The sequence below is a fragment of the Arthrobacter sp. zg.Y820 genome, from assembly GCF_030125555.1.
In the GTDB taxonomy this organism is placed as follows: Bacteria; Actinomycetota; Actinomycetes; order Actinomycetales; family Micrococcaceae; genus Arthrobacter_B.
Map to the genome: position 1 here is coordinate 25502 of NZ_JASKLX010000018.1, position 15002 is coordinate 40503.

The 15002-nt window shown below is 65.6% G+C and carries 12 protein-coding genes; 4 read left to right on the forward strand and 8 right to left on the reverse strand.

Translation table 11 applies throughout. The features are described from left to right. Nucleotides 1-28: 28 nt before the first annotated feature. Nucleotides 29-1558 carry a succinyl-CoA:acetate CoA-transferase ScpC gene (gene scpC, locus QNN99_RS17240; RefSeq protein WP_229968426.1) on the forward strand — a complete coding sequence of 510 codons (1530 nt, stop codon included), beginning with the start codon at nt 29-31 and terminating at the stop codon, nt 1556-1558. A gap of 65 nt (nt 1559-1623) precedes the next feature. After that, complete coding sequence (locus QNN99_RS17245; RefSeq protein WP_229968428.1) at nt 1624-2931, forward strand: MFS transporter; 1308 nt, start codon at nt 1624-1626, stop codon at nt 2929-2931. A gap of 72 nt (nt 2932-3003) precedes the next feature. Here QNN99_RS17245 and QNN99_RS17250 read toward each other — a convergent pair whose 3' ends face one another. The 4 genes from QNN99_RS17250 to QNN99_RS17265 all read right to left on the reverse strand — a co-directional run bounded on the left by QNN99_RS17250 (nt 3004) and on the right by QNN99_RS17265 (nt 6435). Beyond that, complete coding sequence (locus tag QNN99_RS17250; protein ID WP_229968430.1) at nt 3004-3387, reverse strand: RNA-binding S4 domain-containing protein; 384 nt, start codon at nt 3385-3387, stop codon at nt 3004-3006. 61 nt (nt 3388-3448) lie between these two features. Further along, entirely contained in the window at nt 3449-4363 is a 915-nt protein-coding gene (locus QNN99_RS17255; protein ID WP_229968432.1) for an HNH endonuclease, read from the reverse strand. A gap of 97 nt (nt 4364-4460) precedes the next feature. Next, nucleotides 4461-6074: an AMP-binding protein gene (locus QNN99_RS17260; RefSeq protein WP_229968434.1), complete on the reverse strand. Its 1614-nt coding sequence runs from the start codon at nt 6072-6074 to the stop codon at nt 4461-4463. A gap of 70 nt (nt 6075-6144) precedes the next feature. After that, entirely contained in the window at nt 6145-6435 is a 291-nt protein-coding gene (locus QNN99_RS17265) for a DUF1540 domain-containing protein (RefSeq protein WP_229968436.1), read from the reverse strand. Nucleotides 6436-7133: 698 nt separating this feature from the next. On the opposite strand from QNN99_RS17265, the gene QNN99_RS17270 reads away from it, so the two are divergent. Further along, complete coding sequence (locus QNN99_RS17270; RefSeq protein WP_229968438.1) at nt 7134-8756, forward strand: HNH endonuclease signature motif containing protein; 1623 nt, start codon at nt 7134-7136, stop codon at nt 8754-8756. 138 nt (nt 8757-8894) lie between these two features. Here the strand turns inward: QNN99_RS17270 and QNN99_RS17275 are convergent, their stop codons facing one another. The 4 genes from QNN99_RS17275 to QNN99_RS17290 form a co-directional block, all read right to left on the reverse strand. After that, nucleotides 8895-9854, reverse strand: coding sequence for a hypothetical protein (locus tag QNN99_RS17275; protein ID WP_229968440.1), 960 nt, complete (start codon nt 9852-9854; stop codon nt 8895-8897). Between the two features lie 111 nt (nt 9855-9965). Then, nucleotides 9966-10331 carry a DoxX family protein gene (locus tag QNN99_RS17280; protein WP_229968441.1) on the reverse strand — a complete coding sequence of 122 codons (366 nt, stop codon included), beginning with the start codon at nt 10329-10331 and terminating at the stop codon, nt 9966-9968. Between the two features lie 131 nt (nt 10332-10462). After that, nucleotides 10463-11479 carry a LacI family DNA-binding transcriptional regulator gene (locus QNN99_RS17285; protein ID WP_229968443.1) on the reverse strand — a complete coding sequence of 339 codons (1017 nt, stop codon included), beginning with the start codon at nt 11477-11479 and terminating at the stop codon, nt 10463-10465. Between the two features lie 145 nt (nt 11480-11624). Then, nucleotides 11625-13349, reverse strand: coding sequence for a glycoside hydrolase family 13 protein (locus QNN99_RS17290; RefSeq protein ID WP_229968445.1), 1725 nt, complete (start codon nt 13347-13349; stop codon nt 11625-11627). Nucleotides 13350-13659: 310 nt separating this feature from the next. Between QNN99_RS17290 and QNN99_RS17295 the strand changes: the two genes are divergently transcribed. Further along, nucleotides 13660-14949, forward strand: coding sequence for a sugar ABC transporter substrate-binding protein (locus QNN99_RS17295; protein WP_229968447.1), 1290 nt, complete (start codon nt 13660-13662; stop codon nt 14947-14949). Nucleotides 14950-15002: the final 53 nt, after the last annotated feature.

Consider the following 15002-nt stretch of genomic DNA (forward strand, 5'->3'; position numbering starts at 1 on the left):
GGTTGGTCCCATCTAAGGAAAGGCCACCATGCACGACCGGATTCACCACGAAGGACTGCTTCAGCGCAGAATGTCTGCCGAGCAGGCAGCGGCGCTTATTAGACCTGGCATGACTGTGGCGATGAGCGGTTTCACCGGAGCCGGCTATCCCAAGGCCGTGCCCCAGGCTCTCGCCGTGCAGATGGAAGAGGCGCATGCCCGCGGCGAGGAATTCCAGATCAAGGTCCTTACCGGCGCCTCCACCGCTCCCGAGCTCGACGGCGTGCTCGCGAAGGCCGGCGGCATGGAACTGCGGCTGCCGTACCAGTCCGATCCGACGCTGCGGAAGCGGATTAACGACGGCGAACTCGAGTACATCGACATCCACCTCGGGCATGTGGCCCAGTACACCTGGTTCGGCTTCTACGGCCACGTGGACCTGGCGGTGATCGAGGTCGTTGGCATCAACGAAGATGGCTCCCTCATTCCGTCCTCCTCCGTGGGCAACAACAAGACCTGGATCGAACAGGCGGACAAGATCATCCTGGAGGTCAACGTCCAGCAGTCGGCCCAGATGGACGGCATGCACGACGTCTACTACGGAACGGCACTGCCGCCGCACCGCAAGCCGATCATGCTGGTCAACCCGGATGACCGGATCGGGGAGCCCTACCTGCGGCTGGACCCGGACAAGGTGATCGCCGTCGTCGAGACCGATGCCCCGGACCGGATGACGCCCTTCGCCGCCCCGGACGAAACCTCCCAGCAGATCGCCGCCCACCTGATCGATTTCTTCGGCGACGAGATCAAGGCCGGCCGGCTGACCGACAAGCTGCTGCCGCTGCAGTCCGGTGTCGGCAACATCGCCAACGCCGTCCTCGGCGGGCTGGCCTCCTCCGGCTATACCGGGCTGACCGCCTACACCGAAGTCATCCAGGACGGGATGCTGCACCTGATCCGCGACGGCGTGATCCGCGTGGCCTCCGCCACCTCCTTCTCGCTGAGCCCGGCCGGAATCGAAGAGTTCAACTCCAACATCGAGTTCTACCGCAAGCGCATCATCCTGCGCACCCAGGAGATCTCCAACCATCCTGAACTGATCCGCCGGCTCGGCTGCATCGCCATGAACGGCATGATCGAGGCGGACCTCTACGGCAACGTGAACTCCACCCATGTGGCTGGCACCGCCATGATGAACGGGATCGGCGGCTCCGGCGACTTTGCCCGCAACGGGTTCCTCTCCGCCTTCCTGTCCCCGAGCACTGCCAAGGGCGGCAAAATCTCGGGCATCGTGCCGATGGTCAGCCATGTGGACCACACCGAGCACGACACCATGCTGGTTGTCACCGAACGCGGTCTCGCGGACCTGCGCGGGCTCTCGCCCAAACAGCGCGCGCGGACCATCATCGACAAGTGTGCACACCCGGACTTCCAGCCCCTGCTGCAGGACTACTTCGACCGGGCCTGCCGGGAGAGCTTCGGCAAGCACACCCCGCACCTGCTCGACGAAGCACTGTCCTGGCACCAGCGGTTCGTGGAAACCGGGGACAGCCGCGTCCAGACACCGGCCTCCGCCTGACGGCACGTGTAACCGGGAGCTGACCTGGCACGCGGGATCTGCGTCCCGCGTGCTAGAAAGCTCAGATGAGTGAAAGCAGAAACCGGCGGGCCGGGCGCCGCGCAGCAGCGGCGCCCCTGACACTGTGGGCCGCGGCCGCCGTCGTCGTCCTTGTCGCATTGAACCTGCGGGCCGGCGCGACGTCGGTCGGGCCGGTGCTGGCGGAACTGCAGTCCGCGCTGGGGATGGGGTCCGCGCTGGCCGGAGTCCTGACGGCGCTGCCCGGGCTGACCTTCGCCGTCGTCGGTGCCCTGGCCGTTGCGTTGGCCCGGCGGGCCGGACTCAACGGAACCATTGCCGCGGGCGTGGCGATTGTCGCTGCGGGTCTGCTGCTGCGCTCGGTCGTGGATTCAGCCGTGCCGTTCCTGCTGCTGACGGCTCTGGCTTTTGCCGGCATGGCCGTGGGCAACATTCTTGTTCCCGCGTTCATCAAGCGGCACGGGGGAACGCGGACCGCTTTGCTGAACTCCGTCTACGGCACCACCTTGGCCGTCGGCGCAACACTGCCGCTGCTGATCGCGGCTCCGCTGGCGGCGAGCGGGCCGGACGGCTGGCAGGTCAGTCTCCGGGTCTGGGGTGCGACGGCACTGGTTGCCGTGGTGCCGTGGACCGTGATCGCGTTCCGCGGCCGGCGTTCGCGGACCGAAAGCACCGGCACTGACGGCGGCACCGAAGGGTTGGCGTCCGCGCCCGACGGCGGCACTGCAGGGTTGGCGTCCGACGGCGGCCGGCTGCGCCTGACCTCGTCGCGGACTGCCGTGGCGCTGTGCGTGTATTTCGGCGTGCAGTCCATGAACGCCTATGTCCAGTTTGGCTGGGTGGCGCAGATCTACCGGGACGCCGGACTCAGCCAGACACAGGCAGGTTTCATGATGGCGATCATTGCCGCGCTGGGAATTCCCGGCGGCCTGATCATGCCCGCCCTCGTGGCGCGGGCTCCGGGTCTCCGTTTTTATGTCGCCGCGCTGGCCGCCGCCACCGGAGCCGGTTATCTCGGTCTGCTGCTGGCCCCTGACACCGTGCCCTGGCTGTGGGCGCTGCTGCTCGGTGCCGGCGGTTTTGCCTTCCCGACTGCGCTGGCCCTCATTACGGGACGTTCCCGGGATCCGCGGGTGACGGCGGAACTTTCCGGTTTTTGCCAGCCGGTGGGCTACCTCCTGGCTGCCGTTGGGCCGTTTGCCATCGGTGCCCTGCACGCAGCGACGGAAAGCTGGGCCCTGCCGCTTATCATCCTGATCGGCTTCTCGGTGGCCATGGCCGCTGCCGGGGTGGCCGCAGCGGCCCCGCGGTTTGTGGATGACCAGCTGAGCCGGAATCCGGCCCAAGGGACCTAGCGGTCTCCGCGCAGGACGTAGCTGCCCAAGGGGCTTAGCAGTCCCCGCGCAGGACGTAGCTGCCCAATAGGCTTAGCGGTCCCCGCGCAGCCTGTCGATCTCGCGGCGGTCCTTCTTGGTGGGGCGCCCCGCGCCCCGGTCCCGCAGGGGAACGCCCAGGGCAGGGCCCACGGGCCGCGGCGGCGTGTGATCGGTAAAGCAGTGGGAGGCTGGCTCGGCCCCAACCCGCTTGGCGATCAGCTGGCGGACTTCCAGAATTCTTTCGAAACCCGGCTGGCGTACCCGGATGGTGTCTCCCGGCTGCACCGGCTGGGCGGCCTTGGCCGGGTTGCCGTTGAGCCGGACATGGCCGGCCCGGCAGGCGGCAGTGGCGGCGGACCTGGTCTTGTAGGCCCTGATGGCCCACAACCAGGCATCCACGCGGACGGATTTTGAGGTGCTGGCTGGAATGGTCATGGCGCTAACGATTCTGTCATGGCGCCGTGTGCTTTTGCTGGTGGTTCATCTCTTCAGTCCTTTACCGGTTGTCCCGAAGGCGATCCGCGTCCGCTTGGGCGCGCAGCTCCTCGGCGGTGGGGACGGAGCCCGGAATCGGATTACGGTCGGGCCGCGGTCCCGCGGCGGATTCCAGCATCCGGCGCAGCTCGTTCGGGGTGTAGGGATCAGGCACCCCGCGGTGAGCTATTGCATGACAGTTGGGACACAGCGGCAGCAGGTCCGCCACGGGATCCAGCGTGTAGTCAGGGGTGATGGAGGCCGGCGGAACGATGTGATGGACCTGCACGAAGGAGGCACCGGGTGGCCCGTAGATCTGTTCCATCGACAAGCCGCAGGCTGAGCACGACGTGCCGTGGAACGCGACGCACTGCCGCACGGCGTCGGGGTCGTGTTCGTAGCGGTTGACGGCGACTTGGCGCAGGCTGTCCTGGGGGAGGCTCCCCGGAAGGGGAATTGTCGGGTCCGCCGCTCCCAGCCACTCCTGCGGAACAGGTCGTGAGCGCAGGAACGCGGTCCAAGTCGAACGCAGCGGTGCTTCGGCCTGGGGCGGCACGACGGTGCCCGTGCTGCGGACGGCATTCCAGTTCAGCTCCGGGACGCTGGCCGGCAGTTCGTCCGCGGACAGGGCATCCCCCGGTGGCAGGAGCAGGTCAAAGACGATGCCCGCGAGGAGCCCCAGCCTGGCCGGCAGCGCCGCGCCGGGCTGGGGCGCGGAGGCAACCACGCCGTGTCCCAGCAGCCCTCGGCCGTGCCGGCCCTGAGCGAACAGCCACACGTCTGTTCCGGGATCCAGCCGCTGTCCGCGCCCCACACGCCACCTGGTGCCAAAAAGTCCGGTGCGGTGCACGGTGGAGGCCGCCATCCGGTAGTCCGTACGTCCTGGCCCTGCGCCAAACGCTGTGGCAGGGTTCCAGCCCAGTACGACGGCTGCCATAAAAACTCCTTGTTTGTTGTTCTGCGTGCGGCTCGGATGATGAGGATCCTGGGTGGACGAACGCTCTCGGCCGGCAGGACGCCCCAGCAGGCGGTCCTCAGTTGATGCGTGCTTCCCGGCCCTCCCATTCCAGCGACCGCAGTTCATTCTTGCGGATTTTTCCGGTGGATGTCTTGGGCAGGTCAATGATGAACTCCACTGACCGCGGTGCCTTGTAGGAAGCGATCTGGGACTTTACATGGGACAGGAGGTCCTCCTCGGTGACCATCCGGCCCGGTGCGAGGACCACGAAAGCCTTGGGCCGCTCGCCCCAGCGGTCATCCGGAACGCCGATCACTGCCACGTCGGCGACGGCGGGATGGCTGGCCAGTGCCTGTTCCACTTCGATGGTGGAGATGTTCTCACCGCCGGAGACCACCACATCCTTGGAACGGTCCAGCAGCTGGACATAACCGTCGGCGTGCATGACGCCGAGATCCCCTGTGCGGAACCAGCCGCCGCGGAAGGCATCGGCGGTTCCGGCGTCGTCACGGTAATAGCCTTTCATCACTGAATTTCCGCGCATGACAATCTCGCCCATTTCCACGCCGTCGTCCGCCACATCAATCAGGTCTCCGGAGGCCCCGACCTCGTCGCGGACCACGCGCAGCCGGTCCGAGGTCAGCATGCCCACACCCTGCCGCGCCATGTTCCGGGCCAAGGCATCGCCGTCGAGCTCCGCCCAAGCTGCCTGCGGTTCGCAGACCGCGTACGGACCATAGGACTCGGTAAGCCCGTAGACATGCACCACCGTGGCCCGGAGCTGGTGGATCTTGGTGATGATGGTGGGGCTGGGCGGCGCCCCGGCAGTCACAATGGTCAGCGGGTGCGCCAACTCATGAGCCTCCGCGGCCGTGGCGATGGCGCTGAGGACCGTTGGGGCACCGGCCAGGTGGTCCACGCCGCAGGAGTCGATCAACCGCCAGATCTCCGGGCCGCGGACCGCGCGCAGGCAGACATGGGTTCCGGAAGCTGCGGTCAGTGCCCACGTGGTGCACCAGCCGTTGCAATGGAACATCGGCAGGGTCCAGAGATAAACGGTGTCTGCGCCGAACCCCTGGTGATGCAGCTCGCCGAGCGAATTCAGGTACGCGCCGCGGTGCGTGTACATCACGCCCTTGGGCCGCCCGGTGGTGCCGGAGGTGTAGTTCAGCGTGATGACTGTGTTTTCGTCCGCGACTTCCCAGGGGAGCGGGCTGTCGGTGCCGCGGTCGAGGAAATCAGCGTACGACGTCGTGCCCTCCACCGTGTCGGCGGCGCCGTCCTGGAGGGGGACGGAAAAAATCTCCTCGACCGTGTTCAGTTCGGGCGAGCCCAAGCCGAGCAGCAGGTCCGGATCCCCGAACAGCAAAGTGGCGCCGGAATGGTTGCAGATATAGGCGACCTCGGGCGGAGACAACCGGGTGTTCAGCGGAACGAGGACACCTCCGGCCAGGGGCACGGCGTAGTGGGCTATCAGCAGCTCGGCGGAGTTCGTGCCGAGAAACGCGGCCCGGCCTCCCGGCTGGAGGCCCGAGGCCAGCAGGGCGTGCGCGGTGCGGGTTACTGCTTCCGCAAACTCCCGGTAGGTCAGGCGGCGGGTGCCGTCTATTACCGCTGTCTTTGTCGGGTGGACCTGCGCCGCGCGTTCGAGGAAGCGAAGCGGTGTCAAAGCGGTATCCAAGCCTGGCATTGTTCTCCTTTGAGGCGGTTAATCGCCTCCAACGCTACAGGGTTTTTGAGGCTTGGATCACACATTGTGCCTAGCGGGGCTGGTAGGTTAGGCAGTCCGCCAGCTCGGAACCGGGGCCGACTTTGACATCGTGGGCATTGCACATGAGGTGGTCGTTATGCCGGCACTCGCTCCGCAGGCAGGCTCCGACCGATGCAAGAACCTTGGGCAGGCCTCCGGTTTCAGCCGTGTCGATGAAGGTGGAGCAGCTCGCGTGGTCGGGGGTGCCGCCGACTGTGATGGCGTAAGCGGTGCAGCCGTCGTGGTTGAAATCGCAGCTGTGGACGGCGCAATCGCTGACGGGCGCTACATGATCAGTCATGATTCCTCCAGAGGGAGTTATGTCTGTCGAATTTCGAACGTACCACCGTTGTCCGCCGATAATTAGGGCGAATATGTTGCACGTATTTCCGGATGTCTGCCACGCCGCAGCGCACGTCGGGGGAGGCGTGCCGAGGGGTGCTGAAGGCTCCCCGGGCGGGCTGATTCGACCCCTCCTTCGACGACTCGTCCATGCTGTTCTGATGGGCCTCTTCGGTGGCACTGTTCGGTGGCACTGTTCGGTGGGCGTCGTCGGGGAAGCATGTCGGTGAGGCATCCGTTCTGCCCGGTTTGTCTGGGATGTATGAGTTGCCCCTGCACGAGCGGGTATCCAGTCTTCGCAGCCAGTAGTTGCCAGCAAAAGTGGGGTATTTGTGAGTCCTGAAAAGGGCCCGTTTTGGCCTGTTTTGGGGTGGTTTTGGCGCTTCTGGAACCGGGAATGTCAGTGCCGGGTGAAAGTCTGAAGTCATGGATCAGAACGGATCTTCGACCGGGACTCCCGGCACTGGACATGGGCAGGCTGCAAACTCCAGCCTGTCGGTTTTCCTTGCCGAGCCGGGCGTTGTCGGAACTGATCCAGCTGTCAGTGACGGAGCTGAAGTTCAAGGATCCGGTGGCTCTCTGGCCCCTGCCTCCTCTGATAATTCCGTCCATCCTGTCCATTCCCCGGGGCCGTCCGACACCGGTTACCGGGACGGGTTGACCGGGTTCCTGGCCCTGCAGAACGTGGAGTCCCTGACCGAGGCTGAAGTCGGTGGGGCCTTGTTGCGATTGGATCATTTGATCCGGTGGGCGCAGGCGCAGCAGGCTCGGGTCCTGTCCCGGCTGCAGACCGTTTACGAGGACGAGACGCTATCCGTTACCGGGTTGCGGGACGCGGAGATGGCGTTCAGCCTCGCCGCGGAGGAAGCCGCAACCATTCTGGGAGTGCCCACCGGTAGCGGAAAGGCGTTGATGAGTCAGGCCGGTGATCTCTGCACCAGGAACACGGCCACGCTGCAGGCGTTGGAGTCCGGGCAGATCAGTTACGGTCACGTCGAGATCCTGGTGGAGCAGTGTGTGGGCGTGGTGTCGGGCGAGCTGCCCGGGTTCGAGGCGGAGTTGCTGGGTCTGGCGGCGGGTCAGACCAGAACCCAGTTCCGGGTGAAGGCTCACCGGCTGCGGGAGCAGTACTATCCGGAGACCATCGTGCAGCGGCAGTTGACGGCGTTTGAGCAGCGGACGGTGTGGGTGCGTCCGGAGCCGGACGGGATGTCCTGGCTTTCGGCGTTGCTGCCTGCCGAGAAAGCCCAAGCCATTTTTACTCAGCTCAGTGTTGCGGCCCGGGGTGAGCAGGCCGCCGGGGACACACGCACGGTGGATCAGTTGCGCACGGACATCCTCGCGGATCTGTTGGGCGGCCACGAGCATGAGTGCGGGGACGAGTGCAGCAACGGTGGTGGTGCGGGTGCCGGGGGTAAGAAGGGTAAGGGCCGTCGTAAGGGATCCGGCTCCGGCAGGGGCGCCAGCGGCGAAGGTAAGGGTTCGGGCACCGGCAAGCGTTCTGGCCCAGATGCCGGCTCCGGCCAGGGATCAGGTTCTGATACTGGTTCCGGCAAGGGCTCCGGCAAGGGGTCCGGGTCCTGCCGTATTGGCCATGGTCCCAGGGCTCGGACGGAGATCCTGGTGCTGATCAACGCCGAAACCCTCTTCGGAGCCGATGACCAGCCAGCCGAACTGAACGGATACGGGCCCATCAGTCCCGAAACGGCCCGGAGGATGGCCCGCGAGGCCATGAAATGGACACCGGTGGAACGCGACCCGGACACCGAAGAGATCCTGCGCGTGGGAAAACGGCGGAAGGTTCCCGACGGATTGAAACGGGTCCTGCGGGTGCGGGACGGGACCTGCCGGTTCCCGGGGTGCCGGACCAATGCGGTGATTTCCGAGATCGATCACACCAAACCGTGGGCGCAGGGCGGGCCGACTGATCATGACAATTTGGAGCATTTGTGCCGGCGGCATCACATGTTCAAATCCGAAGGGTTCTGGAAAGCCAGGCAGCCTCGTCCCGGGGTGATTGAGTGGACCTCGCCGGGCGGCAGGTGTTACCGGACGGAACCGCAACTGAGCCTGTCCCGGGAAACCTGTAGCGATGACGGCGGCCAATTGCGCCCGGACATCACCGCGAATAGCGGTCAGGCGAATGGCGGAGGCAACGCGGCGGGCATTGGTCCATCACGGGCCAATGATGCCGGCGGACCAAGCGCTCCAAGTGCTCCCGGCGGACCAAGCGCTCCAGATGATCCGGACGACTACGGAGACGACCCGCCGCCCTTCTAGGGCGAACTGATTCATCGAGATTCGGAAGGGCTCGCAGCTGGAACCAGATGCAGCAGGGCTGGGGGCCAGCTGCAGCAGGACAGGGCTGGCGGCTGGAGCCGTACAGGGCTCCAGACCTGGAGCCCGGCCTCTCTGGAGCTAGCCCAAACCCTCCAGCTTGGCCTGGGCTTTCTCCACGGCCCGTCGGGCCGCACGCGCTGTGCGGCGGGCACTATCGCGTGCCCGTTCGAGGGTGCCCGCACGGCGGTCGACGGCAGCCACTTCACGCTCGAGATCTCGGATCCGCTCACGCAGTTCGTCAATTTCGTCTGTCAGCTCGTCGCGGCGGTCGTCAACAGCATCGACCTCATCTTGGGCCGCCTTCAGAGCGTCCTCAGCCTGCGCTGCGTCCCGCTCTGCATCCGCCAATGATGTCCGCGCCGCGCGAAGTGCGCGGGCTGCCGCAGCTTTTTCCTTCCTCGCCTGCACGGCAGAACCTTTACCGGCCCCACCCTCAGCACCTTCCCCATCCCCGGCCCCAGAGCCGCGAGCACCGGTTCCGGTTGTGGATGGTTGCCGCGGCGTTCCGCCGGCAGTCAGCTGCCGAACCGAGGAGGGGTCCGCAACGGCGCCCTCCAGCTGCACCGGTTCCCAGCCATTGGCTTCCAGCGCCCGAACTAGCTGACCGCTGGCTGCCGCGGCGGCAGCATCGGCATCGGTCATCGCGGCCCAGAGTGTTTGTTCCACTTCCGCGCCCACTGCGGCACTGACCGGACGCCCCAATTCTTCGGCGAGACTCCGGGCTTCCCGCGCGGCAGACCGGAGCAGGCGTTGGCGCTCACCACTGAGCTGGCGCAGCTGCTGCTGATCCATATCGGTTTGCGCTTCCCGCAGGACGGCGCCCAGTTCGAGGACCTCGGAGACCAGCTCCGGACGATGCAGGGTCAGCATGTTGACCAGCCACGCACCGGCAGAGGGTTTCGGCAGGGTGCGTAGGGCTTTACCCAATTCCTTGTCCCCGCCTTTGGTCGCAGCGGCTGCGCGCTGGTTGCGGGCTTCCGTGAAGGCATCGGGCATGAGGGCATACAGCTCCGCTACGGTCTCTGCCTTGTCCGCCATCCCGCTCCGCTCATCTTTCCGTGGTTACCTTCCCGCGCTCACCTTCCATGGCTCCCCATTCAAGGCTCCCCATTGCAGGACTCCACAACCTTAGGGCTCATCAAAACGAGCTCACAGCATTTGAGCCAGCCGGCCCCACACCACTATGGCTGCCATCACCAGAAGGATAGCCGGGAGGACAGCGGCCTGGCGCTGTTCCCGGCGCAGATGCATCGCTACGGCCAAGGCCATGAGGACCACCAGGCCTGCGGCAGCGGCGGTGGTCAGGATGGGCGTCCAGCCCAGGAATCCGGGAAGCAAGAGGAACACGCCCGCGGTTAGCTCCACTGCACCAAGGGCGCGGATGGCGGCCACCGGATAACCGTCTGTCCACGGCAATTTCCTCAAGTGCCTGGCGGGGCGCGTCAGCCGCTGCCCGCCAATTCCCATGAACATGATGGCCAGAACGATCTGCAGAATCCAGAGAAAAAGGGACATGGGGGAGCGGTGTTCTTTCGGCCGGACGAACTGACATTCCAGTCAAGCACGGTTGGCTGGTGAAGACGAGGGCAACGGCCAGCACGACGGCGGAGCCGCTGATTCCCGGAGTGGAGGCCGCAGTCCGCGGATCAGCTGTGCAGGTCCGCGGGAACCGAAGTGCTGGAGCGGACCACGAACTCGGTGGGGTAGAAACGCTGAGTCCAGTCTGCTTCGAGCGGCTCCTGCTGGAGGAGGGAAAGGACGGCGGCGACGGCGGCAGCTCCCTGGCCCCGCGGATCCTGGCTGATGGTGGTCAGCCCAAAGACCTCCCCGAGCTCATGCCCGTCAATGCCGATCACCGACAGGTCCTCCGGAACACGCAGTCCCAGACTCTTGGCCGCAAGGATGGTGCCGATGGCGATCTCGTCCGAGGCGCAAAAAATGCCAGTGGGCCGGCCCGGAGCGGCCAGGAGAGTCTTGGCGGCGTGAACTCCGCTGCCCACGGAAAAGTCGGGGCTGTTGATGTGCACGCATTTCAGACCGGCACGGCCCATGGCCTGTTCGTAACCGTCCCGGCGCGTGCTGCCCATCCGAAAATCGCGCTCGAGCTCTTCGCCACCTCCAATGTGGGCAATTCGGGTATGACCGAGAGCAATGAGGTGCTCGGTGGCGAGCGCCGAGATGTTGGCCTCGTCCACGCGGATGGTGTGGGTCTGCGGCAGGGGACCGCCGATGGCGACAATGGGCTTGCCGACGGCGTGCAGTTGGGACAGCTCCTCGTCGGTGAGTTTCAGCGCCACCGCTATGACGGCGTCGAGCCGTTTGCGGCGCAGCATCTCGGTCAGCACACTCTCGCGGTGTCCGGGGCTGTCGCCGGTGTTGTAAAGCGTGAGGTCATAGCCCGCATCGATGAGTGCAGCGGCAGCGCCTTCGAGGACCTGGGAGAAATACCAGCGGCCGACGGTGGGCATGACAATTCCAATGTTGCGGCTGCGGCCGGAAGCCAGCGACGACGCGTTGTAGGAAATGACAAAGCCCAGCTCGTCGGCTGCGGCCTGAACCTTGCGGCGGGTGGCCTCGGAGACCTTTCCGTTGCCGCTGAAGGCACGGGAGACCGTGGCTGAAGAGACACCGGCGCGCGCGGCCACCTCTTTGATCCCTGCCACGATTTGTCCTCGATTCAGCAACTGCATGACGCAGATGTGCGATTCAGTACCTGCACTGTTCAGAAGGCTTATGGGCTGCCGCACCCTGACAGCAGCAGCGCCCAGCTGAGGCACCGGACCCGGAAGCCCGGTGCCTTTTCCGCATTTAGCTTAGCCGGAGCCAGACAGCGTGGTTGGGGAGCAGGAAACCGTCAGCCGCGGCACCGGCTTCGCTGGTCACCAGAACCTCCCCGGAGGGCAGGGACATCGGTTCGGTGCCCATGTTCAGCACAGTCAGGACGGTGCCGTTCAGGAAGGCGACGACGGCGTCCGGATCGACGTCGGGCCACCAGGCCAGCGAACCGGCACCGAGGGCATATTCCCGACGTACGGCCAGCGCGCTGCGGTACAGGTTCAGCGTCGAGTTCGGATCCTCGCGCTGGACATCGCGGGCCAGCGACGCCCAGTCGGCAGGCTGGGGCAGCCAAGCCGAACCGGTGCTGCTGAAGCCGAAGCTGTCAGCCGCGGAGTACCAGGGCAGGGGAATCCGGCAGCCGTCACGTCCCAGGCGGGCGCCGCCGGTGCGGTGATAGGTGGGATCCTGGCGGAAGTCGTGCGGCATGGTGGTGTGGTCCGGCAGTCCCAATTCCTCCCCCTGATAGAGGTAGACGCCGCCGGGCAGGGCCAGCATCAGCAAGGTGGCAGCTCGTGCCCGGGAGAGTCCCAGGGTGTGGTTGGGCTGCGGGTCCTCCGGCCCCAGACCGTCGCCCGGGCGTTCCTGCTGGTCCTCGAGACCAAAGCGCGTGGCATGGCGCACGACGTCGTGGTTTGAAAGCACCCAGGTGGTGGGCGCCCCCACCTTGTCGAAGGCTTCCAACGACGACGAGATGACGTGGCGCAGCGCCCCGGCGTGCCAGGGGTGGTGCAGATAGGCAAAGTTGAAGGTCTGGTGCATCTCATCCGGGCGGACCCAGTCCGAGAGGCGGTCCAGCGGATCGATGGTGGCTTCGGCGCACAGCACGCGGTCGCCGTCGTAGCTGTCCAGCAGCCGCCGCCAGGACCGGTAGATGTCGTGGACTTCCGCCTGGCCGAACATCGGAGCCTCGTATCCGGGGAAACCCTCCGAGGAACCGCCGTCGGCACGGCCGCCCCAATCGGGCAGCCCGGACTTCTTGACCAGGGCATGGGCAACATCCACGCGGAAACCGCCGACGCCGCGGTCCAGCCAGAAGCGCAGCACGCGTTCGAACTCCGCACGCACCGCCGGGTTGTCCCAGTTGAAGTCCGGCTGGCTGGAGTCGAACAGGTGCAGGTACCACTGGCCGGCCGTTCCATCGGTGTTGGTGGTCCGGGTCCAGGCTGATCCGCCGAAGTGCGACTGCCAGTTGTTGGGCGGAAGGACGCCGTTTTCGCCGGCCCCGTCACGGAAGATGAACATGTCCCGCTCAGGCGAGTCCGCCGGCGAGTGAAGGGCGGCCTGGAAGAGGGCGTGTTCGCTGGAGCAGTGGTTGGGAACGAGGTCCACAATGATCCGGATGCCGTGCCCGGAGGCCTTCGCAACGAGGGCATCAAAGTCCTCGAGGGTGCCGAACAGCGGATCGACGGCGCAGTAGTCAGCGACGTCGTAGCCGGCGTCGTTCTGCGGTGAGGTGTAGAACGGGGAGAGCCACAGGGCATCGATGTCGAGCTCGGCCAGGGAGGACATCTCAGCAGTGATGCCGGGCAGGTCGCCCACGCCGTTTCCGCTGAGATCGCGGAACGAGCGCGGATACACCTGGTAAATCACCGAGGAACGCCACCACTGGCGATCGTGTTCGCTGGAGGCTGCGTGCAGAGGGACAAGGGACGGGCCGGTCTCTGCGCCGGTGCCGGAAATTAAGTGGCTGAGCATGGGTGCCATCCTAGGGGCATCTCCGGCTCAGAATGAAAACGCTTGCACGCAGGTTGCGGCTTTCCCAGCGACGGTAGTTTCCGTCCAGCCGGGGAAGCTGAGCGGGCAATGTGCCTCTGACGTGGGAAGGTTAGTGTGATCTGAGTCTGTGATTGGACGCACACCGTGTACGCGCTTACACTTTCTCCATACTTAGGTCCCCGATGGAGAGTTCCCCTGCTCCTGACCCTTCCGGTGCAGCAGCACAGGAGGCTCGGGCACCAGCCTGAGAATGTCGGACACCATTGAAAAAACTAGGAGAGGTTCACCAATGAAGGTGCACACCACGGGTACGACGGCGCCTCGCCGCCGCGCCCTCGCTCTCGGGGCCGTTTCGGTCACCGCAGCCCTTGTCCTGAGTGCCTGTGGGGGCGGCGACGCCGCTGACAACGCAGACTCCACCGATCTCGCCAGCGCCGGCGCCACCACCCTCACAATGTGGGTCGATGCCGAACGTTCACCGGCACTGACCGAGGTCACGGCCCAGTTCAAGGAAGACACCGGCATCGAGATCAAGCTGGTCACGAAGGACTTCGAGCAGGTTTCCGATGACTTCATCACCCAGGTTCCCACCGGCAAGGGCCCGGACCTGATCGTCGGGCCGCACGACTGGCTGGGCAAGTTTGTGCTCAACGGCGTCGTCGCCCCGATCGAACTGGGCGACAAGGCAGCCGACTTCCAGGAATCTGCCGTCTCGGCAATGACCTATGAAGGCAGCACCTACGGCGTTCCGTACTCCATCGAGAACATCGGCCTGCTGCGCAACACGGACCTGGTTCCGGAACCGGCAACCACCATGGACGAGGTCATCGCCAACGGCCAGGACGCCGTCGCCACCAAGGGAGCCGAATTCCCGTTCCTAGTGGGCATGGATCCCAAGCAGGGCGATCCCTACCACCTCTACCCGCTGCAGACCTCGATGGGTGTTCCGGTCTTCGGCACCGATGAGGACGGCGGCTACGACGCCACCAAGCTGGAGCTGGGCAGCGAAAACGGCGCGGCCTTTGCCGCCAAGCTGAAGGAATGGGGCGAAAGCGGCGCCGGAATCCTGAATTCCAACATCTCAGCGGACATCGCCAAGGAGAAGTTCAACGCCGGAGCCTCCCCGTACTTCCTCACCGGCCCGTGGAACGTGCCGCTGGCCGAGGAAGCCGGCATCAACGTCGCCGTCGACCCGCTGCCCACCACCGGCGACCAGCCCGCGCAGCCCTTTGTGGGCGTGAACGGGTTCTTCATCAGCTCCAAGAGCCAGAACTCCCTCGCTGCCACCGAATTTGCCTTGAACTACCTGACCACCGAGGCCGTGCAGGACGCCATGTTCGAGGGCGGCGGACGGCCGCCGGCCCTCACCGCCTCCTTCGACAAGGCAGCTGCGGACCCGATCGTCGCCGCCTTCGGCGAAATCGGAGCCAACGGCGTTCCGATGCCGGCCATTCCGGAAATGGAAGCCGTTTGGGCGGACTGGGGCGGCACCGAGCTGGCACTCATCAAGGGCCAGGGCGATCCCGCTGAATCCTGGGCCACCATGGTCAGCAACATCGAAGCCAAGATCGCCAAGTAGTCCGGTATCAGCCGGTCTGGTCAGACACGGAATAGCCGGGGCCTGACACGACG

Coding starts and splice junctions, on each gene's coding strand:
- QNN99_RS17260 (WP_229968434.1), bottom strand. CDS start 6,074: ATGCCAGGCTTGGATACCGCTTTGACACCGCTTCGCTTCCTCGAACGC.
- QNN99_RS17275 (WP_229968440.1), bottom strand. CDS start 9,854: ATGGCGGACAAGGCAGAGACCGTAGCGGAGCTGTATGCCCTCATGCCC.
- QNN99_RS17255 (WP_229968432.1), bottom strand. CDS start 4,363: ATGGCAGCCGTCGTACTGGGCTGGAACCCTGCCACAGCGTTTGGCGCA.
- QNN99_RS17265 (WP_229968436.1), bottom strand. CDS start 6,435: ATGACTGATCATGTAGCGCCCGTCAGCGATTGCGCCGTCCACAGCTGC.
- scpC (WP_229968426.1), top strand. CDS start 29: ATGCACGACCGGATTCACCACGAAGGACTGCTTCAGCGCAGAATGTCT.
- QNN99_RS17245 (WP_229968428.1), top strand. CDS start 1,624: ATGAGTGAAAGCAGAAACCGGCGGGCCGGGCGCCGCGCAGCAGCGGCG.
- QNN99_RS17290 (WP_229968445.1), bottom strand. CDS start 13,349: ATGCTCAGCCACTTAATTTCCGGCACCGGCGCAGAGACCGGCCCGTCC.
- QNN99_RS17295 (WP_229968447.1), top strand. CDS start 13,660: ATGAAGGTGCACACCACGGGTACGACGGCGCCTCGCCGCCGCGCCCTC.
- QNN99_RS17250 (WP_229968430.1), bottom strand. CDS start 3,387: ATGACCATTCCAGCCAGCACCTCAAAATCCGTCCGCGTGGATGCCTGG.
- QNN99_RS17280 (WP_229968441.1), bottom strand. CDS start 10,331: ATGTCCCTTTTTCTCTGGATTCTGCAGATCGTTCTGGCCATCATGTTC.